Genomic DNA, 17,044 nt, shown 5'->3' with positions numbered 1-17,044 from the left:
CCGCTCTACAAGGGGATGAAAAAAAATCAAGTTCAATATTTCAAGCCTCTGACTTTCCTGCGGAATGCTGCGCAAACAGGCAGAGGTGCTGATAACTGATAACTGATAACTGATAACTGAAATGACCTGAGAAACAGTCTCGGTGATGATGAAAAGGACATAGACCAAAAACGCCAATACTTTTATCAAAAATTCCATGAAACTATTAGGGAAAAATTAAAACAAAACTAGGAAGATAATAACGAAAACCAAAACCTAGAAGTAGAATATATTTACCTATTAAAATCTGTTTATGCTCCTTTAGATTCTGATACCTCCCTAGAAAATTGTTATTACTATCCAGTACGACAAAGAATTAATTGCTGTGGTAGGTACAGGAGTAGTTGTTGCTGGTTTGACAGGAGATAATGCCACAACAAAATGTAAATCTATTTTCGGCGATAAATTTTTCCTTTGTCAAAATATATTGATATATAAACTAATATTAGTTTTGCTTGTTAGTTTCTTAGCCTGGTTTTTCAGAAGATATATATTAAAGCGGCCTTGAAGAAGGCAGAAGGCAGAAATGATGTCTACCTATTTATTCTCTTATTCTTTACTTTTTCTCAGCAAAAACTCATGTAAAAGTGTTTTAAATAAAAATATATAACTAGATAAATTTTCACAAGATATAAATCATACTTTGTGAAAATTTCCTTAATGTGTATCATCTTCAGCTTGATTATTTGGTAGATATAATGAATTGGGAAAAATTTGAACAAGATTTATCTATGACCGATACAACTACAAATGAACAATTGACTGCTAACTATAATATTGAAAATGCAGTTTTAGAACGTTATCAAGCAGGCGCTCAACAAGTACAACCAGCTTTATGTTGTCCGACTGAATATGAGGAAAATTATCTAGATATTTTACCTCAAGAAATTATTCAAAAAGATTATGGTTGTGGCGACCCTACTCTTTATATTTATCCAGGAGAAACAGTTGTAGATTTAGGTTCGGGTGCTGGAAAAAATTGCTATATTATTGCTCAAAAGGTTGGTGCTGAAGGGCAAGTAATAGGAGTAGATTTTAATGATGATATGTTAGGATTAGCTCGAAAATATCAAGATAAAATAGCTACTAAAATTGGATTCAAAAATACCAAATTTGTCAAAGGAAAAATTCAGGATTTAGCCCTTGACTTAGACATAGTTGAACAGTGGCTTACCGCAAATCCAATTACTTCTATTGATGCTCTAGCAGCTTTTGAATCAGAATGTAATGCTCTCCGCAAAGAACAGCCTTTAATTCCAGATAATAGTGTTGATGTAGTAATTTCTAATTGTGTATTGAATTTAGTTCGCCCCCAAGATAAAGAAAAACTATTTAGTGAAATTTATAGAGTCTTAAAGCGAGGTGGTAGAGCAGTTATTTCTGATATTGTCTGCGATGAAGACCCCACTCCAGATATTATTAATGACCCGGAATTATGGAGTGGTTGTATTGCTGGAGCATTTCGAGAAGATGTTTTTCTGAAAATGTTTGAAGAGGCTGGTTTTTATGGAGTTGAAATTCTCAAACGTCAAGAAAAACCATGGCAAGTAATAGATGGAATTGAATTTAATTCTGTGACAGTTCGTGCTTTTAAAGGAAAAGAAGGAGAATGTTTAGAAAGGAATCAGGCTGTAATTTACAAAGGTCCTTGGAAAAAGGTAGTTGATGATGATGGTCATACTTTGTACAGAGGTCAAAGAATGGCTGTTTGTGATAAAAATTTCAAAATTTATACAGACCAAAACGGTCCTTATCATCAAGATTTTTTGCCTGTTGAACCTTATACAGATATTCCATTAAATTTAGCAAAACAATTTAATTGCCGACGTTCTAAAAATAGGTATCCGAAGGAAACTAAAGGTTTAGATTATCGAGTTACAAGTGTTAATGATAATACTGAGTGTTGTGGTCCTTCAGATTGTGGTTGAGTTAAATCAAAAATCGCCTTACATCACAGACTGAGATAATTCTAATATTATGTCTGATTTAATACTTATAAATCATGGAGTACTGCAGCAGGGATAGATTTGCCGTTGAAGTGAGAAGATAATTTTTTTCATCACTAATTAAAGGGATATGCTATTAATGCTCCGACTTTAAATACAGTAGAAACGAGAGACTAATTTCTACTGTATTTTTTTGTATAGCAGAAGAAAGAAGAAGGCAAAATCTGACTTTGTCTGAGTTTTCAGTTTTTGATATGTTTTCACCTTTCTTTCGACTACTATAAATAATCATTTAGGATTACTATTAAGCCTACATTCGGCACTTCAAAATGTAGATTGTTAGCTATTTAGAATTAATTTAAACTCCTTCCTTAAGGGCGGGGTCTTATTTTTATTTATCTGTACGTACGTTGCATGCAACGTCCCTACCCACTCCCCCTCCTGGGAGGGGTTAGGGGTGGGTACCCCACTCAATAAAATGTAGAAAAATTTTTGAGAAATGGTATTACTTCTTCCCTCTTCCTTCTTCCCTCTTCCTTCTTCCTTCTTCTAATCAGTTATGATAAAATGTCATAGCTATATCCAGTTCTACAAACCTACCATTCCATAAATTTTGAAGCTGTTTGAGCTATTACCAATTACCCATTACCCATGAATTAATAAAATGCCTAACTCAAATTTTCAACCTTTAGATAATTATTCAGTTGAGTCAGAAGAAAATAAAAATGACCAAAATGACAAAATGGAAGTTATAGAATCTTATAATCCTGAAACTAAGGTAATGCTGGAGCGGTTTATTTTAGTATTAATAGCAATTGGATTAATCCTAGGAGCAATTTTATCGGTTGGAGTTGTTTATATTCTTGATAAAACTGGATTTACAACTCCCCCCAGTCAACCACAAATAGATTTAGGAAACTAAAAAGCTACAGCTCTATTTCAATTATTATCTATTTAGATGGCAAACATAATTAGTGAGTAGATCAAAACTATCTGAGTAGTTGTTTTTTTGTATTTACTTATGTGATAATATCTAATAATCTAAGAATATAATATTTAGTAATATTTAGGGATTTAATTATGACAGATTCTCAACAAGTTCCTGTAGATGAAAAATTTGTGCCTTTTCTTCAGAAAGTTCAAACTCAAGCAGGATTACCAGATATTTACGATGCCAGAGATATTAGTGTTATTGTATTTCGTACAATGCGAGATTTAATGACCACAGAAGCATCTAATCAGGTAGCTTCAGATTTAAGTTCCAGTAGTGAAAAACCAGACCCAGATGAAATAGCAGAACTCTGGAAAGATAATAATCCACTTGTTGCTTTTCTGAGTAAAATTAGACCACCACTTCAATTTGATGGTGATACTTTTATTTTCCGAGTTAATCAAGAATCAGGTGTTCCTAAAGGAGTAGCACCGGAAACTGTAATTAAAGCTGTTTTTTCCGCGACAAAGGAAGAACTATCTCCAGAAAGAATTCAAGAAATAGCTAGTTTTCTGCCAGATAAAGTTAAGGTTATGTGGAACGAAGCTTAGGAAATTAATATTTTTTCTAATCTTTAACATAACTCGTTTTTTTAGTGCAGCATTTTTTAGGAAAGGAGGAATAAAGAAGGAATAGAAAATATTTTTGGGGATTTTCAGCACTACTATAGTTATCCTAGATAGAATATGAACATTAGCTATATATCAAGAGAAGTAACCCTGAGTATTTAGATAACTAAAATTTGTTCAAAATCTATTTAGGACAGCTATATATAATAATATTAAAGTTGCATAAGGAAGAAGGAAGAAGGAAGAAGGAAGAAGGAAGAAGGAAAAAGGAAGAAGGAAGAAGTAAAAATATTACTTTCTCTGAGCTTTAAGCTTTCGATCTGTCCCCGCCTTTTTCTTAGACTGCTATAAATACTAGGATTAAATTGAATTTTATACTCAACCAAAACGAAACCCTGTTAATTACAAATACTATCCTTTCTATCAAATAATTTTTGAGATTCTGACTCAGTTATCAGTTGTATAATATTCGTCTCATAATTTGCTTTTCTCCCAACTCTTGACTCCTTAACTTAAAGTAAAGATACTTATAGATTCTCGCCTATTTCTTAATTATTTCTCAGGTTAGATTCAGTTTACTTAGATTTAATTATAAATGTCTTTAATTAATAATTAAATTCCAAATTAAATGTATTGATTTTTATAAAATATCACTATTTTCATAAATTTGCCATTACTGCTATTCTGCTATATCTAAGTCTAGGAAGAACTACTGGTTGTTTCCCTAACTCTAATTCAACCATTAAATAAAATACTAATACAAGTGGAGCGATCGCCCAAAATTCTTACCCTAGTACCACTACGGGGAAGTTAAAAGTCATGCATTTAAAAGTCAATCATTTTTGATTTGTAATTGTTTTAGGATTTTGTAACTGGTTAGTTATTTCCGCCATCCTGCACTAATACAAATTTCTGTACTGGTCATTTCAGTTATCAGTACCTCTTGCAATAAGGAGGCTTGACATCAGGAATATTCTCTTTTTTTTATACCCTTAAAAAGGGAGGCTTTAGACCAAAATTTTTCGGTAAAAGTAAAATTATTATTATCAAGTTATAAAAATGGTTAATACAGCTTTTAAACCTTTCAAAGTCAAACTTAATAAAACCCTAACTAAGAAAAAAATTACTGTTTTACAAATTAATCTTGGTAAACGTTGTAATCTTGCCTGTACCCATTGTCATGTCGAAGCAAGTCCGAAACGAACAGAAGAACTTTCCCCAGAAATTTGCGAACAATTAATTGAACTAATTAATAGATTTCCTCAAATTAAAACAGTTGACTTGACTGGCGGTGCGCCGGAAATGAATTATGGTTTTCAGCAATTAGTTAAAGCTGCTATAACAAATCAAAAAGAAGTTATTGTTCGTTCTAATTTAACGATTTATTTTGTTAAAGAATTTGCAGATATTCCAGAATATTGTGCTGAAAATCAACTGAGAATTGTGGCATCATTACCTTGTTATTTAGAAGATAATGTCGATCAAATGCGCGGTTATGGCGTGTATAGTGAATCAATTAAAGCATTACAATGGTTAAACAAATTAGGATATGGAAAAGATCCAAATCTTATCTTAGATTTAGTTTATAATCCTCCCGTTCCCAATAAAAATAAATTTACCCTTCCTCCTAATCAAAAAAATCTAGAAGAAGATTATAAAAAATATTTAAAAGAAAATTTTAACATCAACTTTAACCAACTGTTTACAATTACAAATTTACCCATAGGTAGAACTAAACTATATTTGCAAAATAGAAAAATATATCAGCCTTATCTAGATTTTTTAGAGTCAAATTTTAATTCTGAAACTGTAGAAAATTTAATGTGTCGAAATGAATTATCAATCGATTATTTAGGTAATGTCTATGACTGTGACTTTAATCAGATGGAAAATATCCCAGCTCAAACTAACAAAATTGAAAAAATTACAGTAGCTAAGTTATTAGAAGTTAATAGTTTAGACATAATTGAACAAGTGCAGACAGCAAATTATTGTTACGGTTGTACAGCAGGTTGTGGCTCTAGTTGCAGTGGGTCATTAATATAATTTAGAGTGAGTAAAAAATATAGTTGAAATTAATCCTTACATAGTAGCTTGAGGATTAATTTAGAGGTGTTTAATTTCCTGAATTCCCAAATCTATGATAATATCTAAATTAGCAATACCATATATTACTAACTGACATACAAAGCCAGCAAATTATTACCAAAATAAATGCTAGAAACATCACTAAACTTATCTCCTAATTCTATGGCAGCAAGGTTTCAGGCACTTTCTGACCCATTACGAATTAAAATATTAGAACTATTGCGTACACAAGAACTATGTGTGTGTGATATATGCGATCGCCTTCAAGTGTCTCAGTCCAAACTGTCTTTTCATCTCAAAAATCTCAAAGAAGTTGCTTTAGTTAAAAGTCGCCAGGATGGTCGTTGGATATATTACAGTCTTAATTTATCTCAACTTAAAAGTTTAGAAAAGTACCTATCAGAATATCAAAAAACTAGCCCTTTACCAGCTCACCTTTGTGCCAATAATGATTAACTGAAATGCCTGGTTAAAGATATTTGGGAGTAAGAAAATCATGGTAATACTAATATCATCTCTGCTTAAAAAGCGTTTCAGTCTGGAAAGGGGGATGCGCAACCTCTCCTAAAATTAAGCAACAAGCTAGAAGTCGGGGATGTTTTCCCCAAGCTTTTCCTGGCGGACTGCTCCGCAAACAGATGCCTAATTATATGCACAAATTTTTCGGCTGATAGCTGAAGCGCTAATAGCTGATAGCTAGTTAATTCACAATCAAAAAAATATCTATCCCATCGTCATTTTGCCTTCTCTCTTTTCCTTGTTTCCCATAATTTATACTAAAGCCTCATGCATTAAAAAAAATTGATGATTATCCTCTACTTCCTCCTTTCATCAACAATCTTAAGTAAACAAAATTATGACTCCAGTTTTTATAATAATAAACATTATAGATAATACATATAAAATCATGCCCCCTAAATTAATTTTGAATAGATAGGTGCTTTAACTCATCTCATATCTCATAATTTAACTAACATAATATCTTATAAGTAGTCGTAAAAAATATTTAATCCACTCTATAGCACTATAGTTTATAGAATAGATAACTAGACTATATTTTATTATTCCAAATAATGACTGACCAACAAATAGAACGAAACATTAGACTGTTACTTGAAACTCGCGAATGTCCAAACTGTTACTTAGAAGGAGCCAGACTGGGAGGTGTAAATCTAGGAGGAGCCAATCTTGGAGAAGCAAAATTACCAGTAGCTAACCTAGCAGGAGCAAAGTTAGGAGGGGCTAACTTAGGAGGAGCGAACTTAGGAGGAGCTTACTTAGGAGGAGCTTACTTAGGAGGAGCGAACTTAGGAGGAGCTTACTTAGAAGGTGCCAATTTAGAAGGAGCTTACTTAAGTGGAGCGAACTTAGGAGGAGCTTACTTGGAAGGTGCCAATTTAGCAGGAGCAAATCTAGAAGGTGCCAATTTAGGAGGAGCAAACCTCGAAGGAGCTAGTATAGAAGGGGCACTCCTCAGCGGTGCAATTATGCCAGATGGTGCAAGACATGAGTAAGTGAAATTAGGTGAAGTTGAGTAATTCCCATGCTTTTTTCTGTTTAAGTTTAACAAGAGTTTGGAAAATACTTGCTTCATCTTGATCAGATTCAGGATGAATGGCCTTCAAAATTATGCATCCTATACATTTTGTTAAGTGGATATATAAAAAAGTCCATTCTTACAGAATACCAATATCAGTAATTTTAGTTTCTGGTGGAGCAATTCTGAGTTTATTATTTTTCAGGTACTTAGGAGCATTGCAGCGACTAGAGCTATTTGTATTTGATGGGATGGTGCGTCTGAGACCTGATAATATCTCTGACCCCAGACTATTAATAGTAGAGCTTACTGAAGAAGATATACAGTATTTGGGACAGTGGCCAATATCTGACAAAAATTTAGCAGATGTTTTAGCTTCCCTACAAAAGCATCAACCCAAAGCAATAGGTGTAGATTTATACCGAGATGTCCCTAAATATCCCGGTTATACACAATTAGTAGAACAGCTACAGAAACCAAATGTTTTTGGCATTACTTTTATTGGCGATCAATCTGTAAGTACAACACCGCCACCTCCTAGTATCCCAAAGGAAAGAATTGGCTTTAATAACATTCCTTTTGACCCAGATGGTGTAGTTCGTCGCTATTCATTATTTATTAATAATGATGAAGAAACAATGGTAGCGTTTGGCTTACATTTAGCTCTCGCTTATTTCCAAGAATATGAAATATCCCCTCAGATAACGGAACATAACGAATATCAATTAGGTGAGGCAATATTTAAAAAATTACAACCAAACTCTGGAGGATATCAACAAATTGATGCTCAGGGATATCCAATTTTAATTAATTATCGTAATTCTCAATCTATAGCTCCAAAAATTACAATAAAAGATGTTTTATTAGATAATTTTGACCCCGAATTAGTTAAAAATAAGATTGTCATAATTGGTAATACGGCTCCTAGTAGCAACGACTTTTCTTTTACTCCTTACAGTTTTGCTCAGTTAGACGTGTTAAGGTCAAAGATGTCAGGAGTAGAGATTCATGCCCAAGCTACCAGTCAAATTATTAGTGCAGTTCTCGACGATCAAAAGCTATTTTGGTACTGGGGTGAATCAACAGAAATACTATGGATTTTCAGTTGGTCAATAGTCGGTGCTAGTATTGCTTGGTATACCAGACAACCTTTAATTTTACTGCTAATTAATTTTTTAGCTTTAGGAGTTTTAGTAGCTATAAGTTATGGCATTTTTATCAAAATGGGATGGATACCTGTAGCAGCACCAATATTAGGAATAGTTATGACAAGTGGGGTAGTAATAGTCTACAAAATTCAGGAATCATGGCAACAACAAAATATGGTGATGAAATTATTAGGTCAACAAACTTCTCCAGAGATTGCTCATGCTCTTTGGCAGGAACGTTCATATCTGATTAATAGTGGAATTTTACCACCAAAAACAGTTACAGCAACAATATTATTTACTGACTTAAAAAACTTTAGTACTATCTCTGAAAAAAAAACTTCAGAAGATTTAATGAATTGGTTGAATGAATATCTGAGTGCCATGACAGATATTGTGATAAATCACCACGGAATAGTCAACAAATTTACTGGAGATGGAGTTATAGCAGTATTTGGAATACCAGTACCTCGTACCAGTGTTAAAGAAATTGCTATAGATGCACAAAATGCAGTTAATTGTGCTTTAGCAATGGGTCAACATCTATCACAATTAAATCAAAAATGGCAAGAACAAAATTCTCCAGAATTAAAAATGCGTGTAGGAATTTATACTGGAACTGTGACGGTTGGTAGTTTAGGTGGAAAAAATCGCTTAGAATATGGAGTAATTGGCGATAGTGTTAATATTGCTTCTCGTTTAGAAAGTTTTGATAAAGAACGTCATCCAGGAATTTGTCGCATTTTGATTGCTCAGGAAACTTTGGAATATTTAGATAAAAGATTTTCAGTAGAACCCTGGGGGGATTTAAATTTAAAAGGAAAAAAAATACCAGTAAATGTATACTTAGTTACTGGGAAAAACTATTTTTAAATTAACAATAAACAACAAATAATTTGAAACTTTGACTCCTTATCAATTTTGCTATTTTTCTACAACCACAAAAATATATTAAACTATTTAGGGTTTGCTGAAAAAGCCTTATGGGTAAGGGTAGGAGACAGGAGACAACCCACCCCTAACCCCTCCGGTGGAGGGGAAGACAGGACACAGGAGAAATGGGTACTTATAGGAGGTAGGAGTAAGAATTGTAAGAATGATTTTTCTGCCCAACTATGAGCCTAAAATACTAACTTTTTGAGGATTTTAGACCTGATACCAGGAACTTTTTAAAAGCCCCAAAAAGGCTAAAAACTTTATCTGTAAATACTTTTAGATTTAATCAGCAAGCCCTATTTATCAACACTCTAGTGTAGGATTGCATAAGTAAGTATATGGGTAGAAATAAATGTAATATATAGCATCCAAACTAGGAACATTTGGGAGCAAATTGTGAAGAAAGCAATCGTAACTATGGGATTATTTTCCTGTGTTACTCTGCAAACAGACCTCGCTTCGGACATTTTAGATTTAATTTCTACTTACCTACTTAGGGTTTGCTGAAAAAGCCTTATGGGTGAGGGTTGAAGACAGGAGACAACCCACCCCTAACCCCTCCCAACCCACCCCTAGCCCCTCCCAGGAGGGGAGGGGAAGATAGGAGACAGGAGAAAAGGGAATGAGCGAGGAGGTAGGAGTAAGAATTGTAAGAATGATTTTTCTGCCTAACTATGCACCTAAAATACGCTCCTTTTTGAGCTTTAAGAGCTGAAAACCAGGCACTTTTTTAGAACCCAAAAAGGCACTTACCTTTATCTGTAAATACTTTTAGATTTAATCAGCAAGCCCTACTTAAATAATTCGTTAAAATCATGTTAAAAAGTTGATTCTACAAGTTTTATTCCCTTCTGCTTCCTCCCTTATACCAAATTAATCAATGTTTACTACAAATAGCTAGTCCCGCTACGCGGAAGTTATAAAGTCAATCATTTTTGATTTGTAATTGTTTTAGGATTTTGTAACTGGTCAGTTATTTCCGCCATCCTGCACTAGGGTATTTCTTAGGAGTCAGAAGTCAGAATGAATAGCTTCGATGCCATTTCTTAGTTCATAACTTAATCTTATTAGCCAAAGAGAAATCTCCTATAAAGTTTTTTTATTGCCCTAATTATTCGTAACATTCTTTTTGAGAAATGGTATTATACCTTCTTGCACTAGCTACTGACACAATTCATAAATAGATAAACTATAATAGTAATAAGTAATTAAAACATTTACCCAAAAAAGGATTTCAGAATATGTATCTACAAAATTTCCGTTTTTCTATTACTCTCAAAACTATGGTTTTGACATTAGTTTTAGGATTATTTACTACTTCTTTTCCCAGCAGTACATCGGCAAATTCTACTAATTCTGCTAGTTCAACTAATGGTAAAGCAGATACTACTCTAGGTATTTCTCAAAATACCTTAGCAAATATTACTCCTAGAGTCGAAGGCGGTTCAACAGGTACTTATGGTGGAGGATCGCGAGGACAAGATAATTGTATAGATGAGGATCAAAAACCTCTAACTCCTCTAATTCCCAAGATAAATCAAACACAAGAATTAACTCTAGTAACTTTAGCCTCACATCCAACAATTTATATGTATGTGCCAGAAAACACAGCTATAGCTGGAGAATTTATCTTGAAAGACTCCAGCCAAAAAATAGTTTATGAAAAGCTATTACCAGTGTCAAATAGTCAGGGCATTATACGCATTAAAATTCCCAGCAATCAACCAGAATTAAAAGTAGGTGAAAATTATCAATGGACATTCTCTTTGAGTTGCGAAGGAAGTGGTTATGGAACCATTGTTCAAAGCTCAATTAAAAGAGTTAATCCCAACCCAAATTTGACACAAGAACTACAGCAAACATCAGAGAGCGACCGCTGGTTAATTTATTCGGACGCAGGTATATGGCACGAAAAACTGGATGCCTTAGCAGAAAAAATTAGTTCTAATCCGAACGATCAAGAACTTAAATCACAATGGCAAAATCTGCTCAATTCAGTAGGTTTAAATGATGTAGCTACAGAGCCATTAAATTCAAGTAATTAGTAAGTTAATTTGATCGACAAATTAGTCATATAACCTGACGACTTAACAAATAAAGTATGCATAAGGATAACTATTTTGGAATTACTAGAAAAATATCTGTTAGAAAACTAGGTATCACATCTAAATTTAATTAACACCTTTTTCTAACAGTCATTCAATTTTAAATGTTTACCAAGCATCTCTATGAATAAAGCAACTCAGTTAAACATAAGTATCAGAGATATCTAATAAACCCTCAAAAAAATTATCCTAAAATACCCCATAGTCAGAATCGATGTTAAATGAAAATTAGATAAAAATCTGATAAGACTACAATTAAAATCAAGGTTTGTACCTCTATATAAGAGTATCATATACATTAATACCAACGATTATTGTAAATTCTGTATATAGATGAATAACCTAGAACAAGAAACAAAAAAAAAGCCAAAATTAAACAAGCTACTCAAACCACTATTAATCGTTTTTGTAGTAGCAACTCTCCTAATTATTGCTCATAAATTTAACGCTCAACAACTCTTGATAAATGCTCTAGATTGGATAAAAACTCTTGGCCCTTGGGGTCCGATAGCCTTTATCATTATTTATATCCTGGCCACAGTTTTATTCCTTCCAGGTTCACTACTAACTCTAGGTGCAGGTCTGCTATTCGGCCCGATTTTCGGTTCTATCTACGTTTCCATCAGTTCAACTATAGGTGCAACTTGTGCCTTCCTAGTCGGTCGCTATCTGGCACGAGGTTGGGTGTCCAAACAGATAGAAGGAAATGAAAACTTTAAGGCCATTGATGAAGCAGTAGCTGACGAAGGATGGAAAATTGTGGGACTAACTCGCTTATCTCCTATTTTTCCTTTTAACCTGCTCAACTATGCTTTTGGCCTAACCCAAGTATCTTTACCAGATTATTTTTTCGCTTCTTGGATTGGGATGATGCCAGGAACAGTAATGTATGTATATCTTGGTTCCCTAGCTGGCAGTTTGGCAACTTTGGGCACAGAAGGAGGAACACGCACTACAGCAGAATGGATTCTTTATGGAGTAGGTTTAATAGCTACAGTTGCAGTAACTCTTTATGTGACAAAGATTGCTAGAAAAGCTCTACAGAAGAAAATTTCTTAATTTTTTACTTCCATACGCAAACCCTAAATACTTAGAGCTTGCTGATTAAATATCAAAGCATTGAGTAATATTTGTTGTAGCATTTTTTGGTCTAAAAAATTGTAATTAATTGAATTATAAATCGCTATAATTTATGACCAAAGAATAGGTTCAATAATTGATAATTGATAATTACCTATCCCTAAAAGGAAGAGGATTGAATAAAAGGAAAATATTTTCTTGTTTCTCCTAATTAGAAGAGGATTTTTACCTTAATTATTCGGTAAATACTATTTCTTGGTGTGGGACGAGCTGTCGCTGTACTCTACAAAGGGATGAAAAGCGGTCGAGGGATGGGGAGGAGAGTTTTCGGAGCCATATAATCGACTAAGAGAAAGTAAACTTCAGTATTTCAGTGCCTCATACTTCAGCGGTCGGTACTGATAACTGATATAGTGTTTCTCAAATTAGTGAGATACAGTTGTTTTTCTTTTTTTCTATCCCCTGTTTCTCGAATTACCGAATAATTAATAATTATTAATTAAATAAAATAATTCAGCTTACTCTGCTGACCCTTTCAAAGGGAAAAAAAGTGCTAGGATATTTCCTTATATTCAATTCCGTAACGGTTAAAACCCGAGGTAATTATCCATTATCTATTATCCATTAATGAATATTCCCTACTCCTTAAAACAAACGAATGCGCGTACCTCAACAATATGATAATTGCTATAACTGATAACTGATAACTGATAACTGATAACTGATAACTGAAATGACTCTCAAAGCTATTTTGTTCGATTTTAATGGTGTAATTATTAATGATGAATTTCTCCATGAAAAATTAATAGAACAAGTATTAATTGATGAAAATTTGCTACTTAGACCAGGAGAATACAACCAATTCTGTTTAGGAAGAAGCGATAGTGCTTGTTTAGAAGGAATACTTACAGAAAGAGGTAGATATATTAATGAAGGATATTTAGACCAACTAATTAAACGTAAATCTCTAGCTTATCAACAACAATTAGAAAGTCTTGAAGAGTTACCAGTTTATTCAGATACCATAGATTTTATTTCTCAGGTCGCTAAAGCAAATCTGAAAATGGCTGTAGTTAGTGGCGCTCTTAGATCCGAAGTAGAATTAGTCTTAAATAAAGCTAATTTAGGTGATTTTTTTAAGACAATTATTGCTGGAGATGATGTCGAAGCTAGTAAACCAAAACCTGATGCTTATTTGTTGGCAGTAAATATTCTAAATCAACAATATCCAGACATGAATCTATATCCTTCAGAATGTTTAGCAATAGAAGATACTTTTGCCGGAATTGAAGCAGCTAAACTAGCAGGAATGTCTGTGGTTGGTGTCGCTCATACTTATCCTTTTCATATGCTCCAGCGTTTGGCCAACTGGTGTGTAGATTATCTATCCGACCTTGAATTGGACAGAATACAACAAGTTTATCAAGAAATTGATTCTTCAATAGGGCTTGCTGATTAAATCTAAAAGCATTGAAATATAAGGATTTTAGCCTTTTTATGTCGAAAAAAGTGCCTGGTTTTCATTTGATTTTGCTCAAAAAGTTAGCATAAAACCCATATTCCGCACCACAAAATGTAGCATAGAATCAGGAGGACTGAGTCAGGAGGACCGAGTCAAAATTTAGGAGAAAATCATAGCTATCGTGATTGAGTAAACAATCAAGCAAGTATTTATGCTTAATTGTTTACTCGGAATTTGATGAACAAAAAAAGTAATTGAGATGATTTGCATAGTATAAATAGGGCTTGCTGATTAAATCTAAAAGCATTGACATATAAAGACTTTAGCATTTTTTGGGTCGAATATATATCCGACTATCTCCTCTATAATTCCTCATTTCTCCTAATTACTCCCTACTTCCCCACTCCCCTACTCCTGAAAAAGACTTTTTCAGCAAACCCTAAATATTTGTATAGCAAAGAACGGGATAGTTAGAATATAGACTGATGATGAAGCGAATTAGGGAAAATGTTTTTCCCACTGTTCCTTGTTCTCTATTCCCTGCAATAGCAAACATTTATCAAAATAGTTTTAGGTGCTAGAGTGTAGCAATGTTAATTCTGGACTTTTAACTTTTGACTTAAAAAATGAGTATATTCACACTTCAATCAGTAAAAAAAGACTTTGGTATCAAAGAAGTTTTAAGAGATGCTAACTTCAGTTTAGATGCCAATGATAAAGTTGGTTTAATTGGTACAAATGGTTCGGGAAAATCAACCCTATTAAAAATGATTGCTGGTTTAGAACCTATAGACGGTGGTCAAATTTTGATTAATCAAAATGCCAGAATTATTTATTTGCCACAACAACCAGATTTAGATGAAAATAACACTGTATTAGAACAAGTTTTTTCTGATAGTGGAGAACAAATGTTACTGGTACGGGAATATGAAGAATTATCGGAAAAATTAGCTCATCACCCTGAAGATAATCAACTAATGGCGCGTTTTTCTGAAGTAACTCACGCCATGGATAATACCAATGCTTGGGAATTAGAAACTAAGGCAAAAATTATCCTCAGCAAATTAGGAATTCAAGATTTTGATGCCAAAGTTGGTAACTTATCTGGGGGTTATCGTAAACGTATTGCTTTAGCTGCAGCTTTACTTTCTGACCCTGATGTTTTGTTAATGGATGAGCCAACAAACCATCTAGATGCTATGTCTGTAGAATGGTTACAAAGTTACTTAAATAGTTTTTCAGGAGGAATTTTATTAATTACTCACGACCGTTATTTTCTCGACCGAGTTACTAATAAAATTATTGAAATAGACCGAGGTGACCTTTTTACTTATACGGGAAATTATTCCTACTATTTAGAAAAGAAAGCTTTAGCTGAAGAATCAGTAGTTAGTTCTCAACGCAAACATCAAGGAATATTACGCCGGGAATTAGAATGGTTGAAGCGAGGACCTAAAGCTCGTAGCACTAAACAAAAAGCTAGGATTCAACGCATAGAAGAAATGCAAGGAACGGAGTTTAAACAAGCTTTAGGAAAGGTGGATATTTCTACTCCTGGTCGTCGAATTGGTAAAAAAGTTATTGAGTTAGAAAATGTTTGTAAATCTTACGATAGTAGAACTCTAATTAAAGATTTTACTTATGAATTTATCCCTGAAGATAGAGTCGGAATTATTGGTGGTAATGGGGTGGGAAAATCTACCCTAATGGATATTATTACAGGTAGAATTAAACCTGATTCTGGCAAAGTAGAAATTGGTGGGACAATACATATAGGATATTTTGACCAACATTCAGAAAATTTATTGGATGCTATGAATGAAAGTCAACGGGTAATTGATTATATAAAAGATGTGGCAGAGTATGTGGAAACTGCTGATGGTACTCAAATTAGTGCTTCTCAAATGTTGGAAAAATTTCTATTTCCTGGTAATCAACAATATGCTCCTGTATATAAACTTTCTGGAGGAGAAAAAAGACGATTATTTCTGTTGAGAGTATTGATGAGTGCGCCGAATGTTTTGATTTTGGATGAACCTACTAATGATTTAGATGTACAAACTTTGGCAGTTTTAGAAGAGTATCTGGAAGAGTTTAATGGTTGTGTAATTGTTGTTTCTCACGACCGTTATTTTCTTGACCGGACTGTAGATAGAATTTTTGCTTTTGAAGGAGTAGGAAATTTACGACAGTATCCAGGAAATTATTCTCTTTATATAGATTATAAAGAAGTAGAAGCAGCAACAAAAAAAGCTGTGACAGTTGCAGAAAAGTCTAAGGAAATTTCAACTAAACCAAAAAAATCAGAAAGGGTTTCTTGGGATAAAAATAGGCAAAGAAAATTATCGTCAAAAGAAAAGCGAGAATATGAGAATTTGGAGAAAAAAATTGCTCAGTTAGAAGCGGAGAAAGCAAAGACTGAAAATGAACTTTATAATGCACCTCCAGGAGAAGTAAGTGAAGTTCAAAAGCTCCATGAAAAAGTAGAAAGTTTAGAAAAAGAAATAGATACTGCCACAGAAAGATGGTTAGAGTTGGCAGAAATAAATTCTTAGAGGAATAGGGAATAGGGAATAATTAATAATTAATAATTAATTATTAATAATTAGGGTTTGCTGAAAAAGTCTTATGAGTGAGGGGAGGAGTCAGGAGTTAGGATAAATGGGAATTATAGACGAGGTAGTCGGATATTTTGCCCCTTGATTTTTCTGTGCTTGTCTACCCAAAATGCTAACTTTCGGTTTAATGTTCTAGTTCACCAGGGATATAAATGTGGTTGATGGGTCGGAAAATTCTGATAGACTAAATTCTCCTGACTACTTCTTCAGCACTGAAAAAATATATACCTACTATCTAGCACCTTCTTCTGATATTTTCCCGACTATTCTCATCTTGCCTTATCTCAAAATTATCTTTTTATTTATCGGTTTAATGTTCTATTTCACCAGGGATATAAATATGGTTGATGAGTCAGAAAATTCTGATAGACCAAATTCTCCTGACTACTTCTTCAGCACTGAAAAAATATGTACCCAGCACCTAGCACCTTCTTCTGATATTTTCCCAACTCTCCTCATCTTGTCTTTTCTGAAAATTATCTTTTTCTTTATCGGTTTAATGTTCTAGTTCACCAGGGATATAAA

Annotated in this window: 13 protein-coding genes; 12 read left to right on the top strand and 1 reads right to left on the bottom strand. The window is 33.6% G+C overall.

The genetic code is table 11. The features are described from left to right. Positions 1-198: hypothetical protein (locus F6K15_RS17735; RefSeq protein WP_293062864.1), on the bottom strand; the 198-nt coding region annotated here is incomplete at its 3' end. A 572-nt stretch (positions 199-770) separates the two neighbouring features. On the opposite strand from F6K15_RS17735, the gene F6K15_RS17730 reads away from it, so the two are divergent. From F6K15_RS17730 to F6K15_RS17675, 12 genes are all read left to right on the top strand, one after another. Then, the gene (locus F6K15_RS17730) at positions 771-1,967 is read left to right on the top strand and encodes a methyltransferase domain-containing protein (protein WP_293062874.1); all 1,197 of its coding nucleotides are present in this window, start codon (positions 771-773) and stop codon (positions 1,965-1,967) included. 682 nt (positions 1,968-2,649) lie between these two features. After that, positions 2,650-2,907, top strand: coding sequence for a hypothetical protein (locus F6K15_RS17725; protein ID WP_293062862.1), 258 nt, complete (start codon positions 2,650-2,652; stop codon positions 2,905-2,907). 158 nt (positions 2,908-3,065) lie between these two features. Then, the gene (locus F6K15_RS17720) at positions 3,066-3,527 is read left to right on the top strand and encodes a DUF2267 domain-containing protein (protein ID WP_293062861.1); all 462 of its coding nucleotides are present in this window, start codon (positions 3,066-3,068) and stop codon (positions 3,525-3,527) included. Between the two features lie 1,077 nt (positions 3,528-4,604). Beyond that, complete coding sequence (arsS, locus tag F6K15_RS17715; RefSeq protein WP_293062860.1) at positions 4,605-5,591, top strand: arsenosugar biosynthesis radical SAM (seleno)protein ArsS; 987 nt, start codon at positions 4,605-4,607, stop codon at positions 5,589-5,591. Positions 5,592-5,759: 168 nt separating this feature from the next. Continuing rightward, positions 5,760-6,089 (top strand): helix-turn-helix transcriptional regulator, encoded by a 330-nt coding sequence (locus F6K15_RS17710; RefSeq protein WP_293062859.1) that lies wholly within the window; start codon positions 5,760-5,762, stop codon positions 6,087-6,089. A gap of 617 nt (positions 6,090-6,706) precedes the next feature. Next, positions 6,707-7,147 (top strand): pentapeptide repeat-containing protein, encoded by a 441-nt coding sequence (locus tag F6K15_RS17705; RefSeq protein WP_293062858.1) that lies wholly within the window; start codon positions 6,707-6,709, stop codon positions 7,145-7,147. Between the two features lie 100 nt (positions 7,148-7,247). Further along, complete coding sequence (locus F6K15_RS17700; protein ID WP_293062856.1) at positions 7,248-9,191, top strand: adenylate/guanylate cyclase domain-containing protein; 1,944 nt, start codon at positions 7,248-7,250, stop codon at positions 9,189-9,191. A gap of 1,304 nt (positions 9,192-10,495) precedes the next feature. Continuing rightward, positions 10,496-11,299 carry a DUF928 domain-containing protein gene (locus tag F6K15_RS17695; RefSeq protein WP_293062854.1) on the top strand — a complete coding sequence of 268 codons (804 nt, stop codon included), beginning with the start codon at positions 10,496-10,498 and terminating at the stop codon, positions 11,297-11,299. Between the two features lie 393 nt (positions 11,300-11,692). After that, positions 11,693-12,418: a TVP38/TMEM64 family protein gene (locus tag F6K15_RS17690; protein WP_293062853.1), complete on the top strand. Its 726-nt coding sequence runs from the start codon at positions 11,693-11,695 to the stop codon at positions 12,416-12,418. A gap of 754 nt (positions 12,419-13,172) precedes the next feature. Further along, positions 13,173-13,898, top strand: a complete 726-nt coding sequence (locus tag F6K15_RS17685) for an HAD family phosphatase (RefSeq protein WP_293062851.1) — start codon at positions 13,173-13,175, stop codon at positions 13,896-13,898. A gap of 629 nt (positions 13,899-14,527) precedes the next feature. Continuing rightward, a complete protein-coding gene (locus tag F6K15_RS17680; RefSeq protein WP_293062849.1) occupies positions 14,528-16,456 on the top strand; it encodes an ABC-F family ATP-binding cassette domain-containing protein in 1,929 nt (642 codons plus the stop codon). A gap of 217 nt (positions 16,457-16,673) precedes the next feature. Then, a complete protein-coding gene (locus F6K15_RS17675) occupies positions 16,674-17,027 on the top strand; it encodes a hypothetical protein (RefSeq protein ID WP_293062848.1) in 354 nt (117 codons plus the stop codon). Positions 17,028-17,044 lie beyond the last annotated feature (17 nt).

This window comes from Okeania sp. SIO2B3, assembly GCF_010672525.1.
Taxonomy (GTDB): Bacteria; Cyanobacteriota; Cyanobacteriia; order Cyanobacteriales; family Microcoleaceae; genus Okeania.
This window is presented reverse-complemented; position numbering and strand designations above follow the sequence as displayed.

What these genes read in the sequence shown, in the direction of transcription:
- F6K15_RS17730 (WP_293062874.1), top strand. Translation starts at nt 771, where the DNA reads ATGACCGATACAACTACAAATGAACAATTGACTGCTAACTATAATATT.
- F6K15_RS17725 (WP_293062862.1), top strand. Translation starts at nt 2,650, where the DNA reads ATGCCTAACTCAAATTTTCAACCTTTAGATAATTATTCAGTTGAGTCA.
- F6K15_RS17720 (WP_293062861.1), top strand. Translation starts at nt 3,066, where the DNA reads ATGACAGATTCTCAACAAGTTCCTGTAGATGAAAAATTTGTGCCTTTT.
- arsS (WP_293062860.1), top strand. Translation starts at nt 4,605, where the DNA reads ATGGTTAATACAGCTTTTAAACCTTTCAAAGTCAAACTTAATAAAACC.
- F6K15_RS17710 (WP_293062859.1), top strand. Translation starts at nt 5,760, where the DNA reads ATGCTAGAAACATCACTAAACTTATCTCCTAATTCTATGGCAGCAAGG.
- F6K15_RS17705 (WP_293062858.1), top strand. Translation starts at nt 6,707, where the DNA reads ATGACTGACCAACAAATAGAACGAAACATTAGACTGTTACTTGAAACT.
- F6K15_RS17700 (WP_293062856.1), top strand. Translation starts at nt 7,248, where the DNA reads ATGGCCTTCAAAATTATGCATCCTATACATTTTGTTAAGTGGATATAT.
- F6K15_RS17695 (WP_293062854.1), top strand. Translation starts at nt 10,496, where the DNA reads ATGTATCTACAAAATTTCCGTTTTTCTATTACTCTCAAAACTATGGTT.
- F6K15_RS17690 (WP_293062853.1), top strand. Translation starts at nt 11,693, where the DNA reads ATGAATAACCTAGAACAAGAAACAAAAAAAAAGCCAAAATTAAACAAG.
- F6K15_RS17685 (WP_293062851.1), top strand. Translation starts at nt 13,173, where the DNA reads ATGACTCTCAAAGCTATTTTGTTCGATTTTAATGGTGTAATTATTAAT.
- F6K15_RS17680 (WP_293062849.1), top strand. Translation starts at nt 14,528, where the DNA reads ATGAGTATATTCACACTTCAATCAGTAAAAAAAGACTTTGGTATCAAA.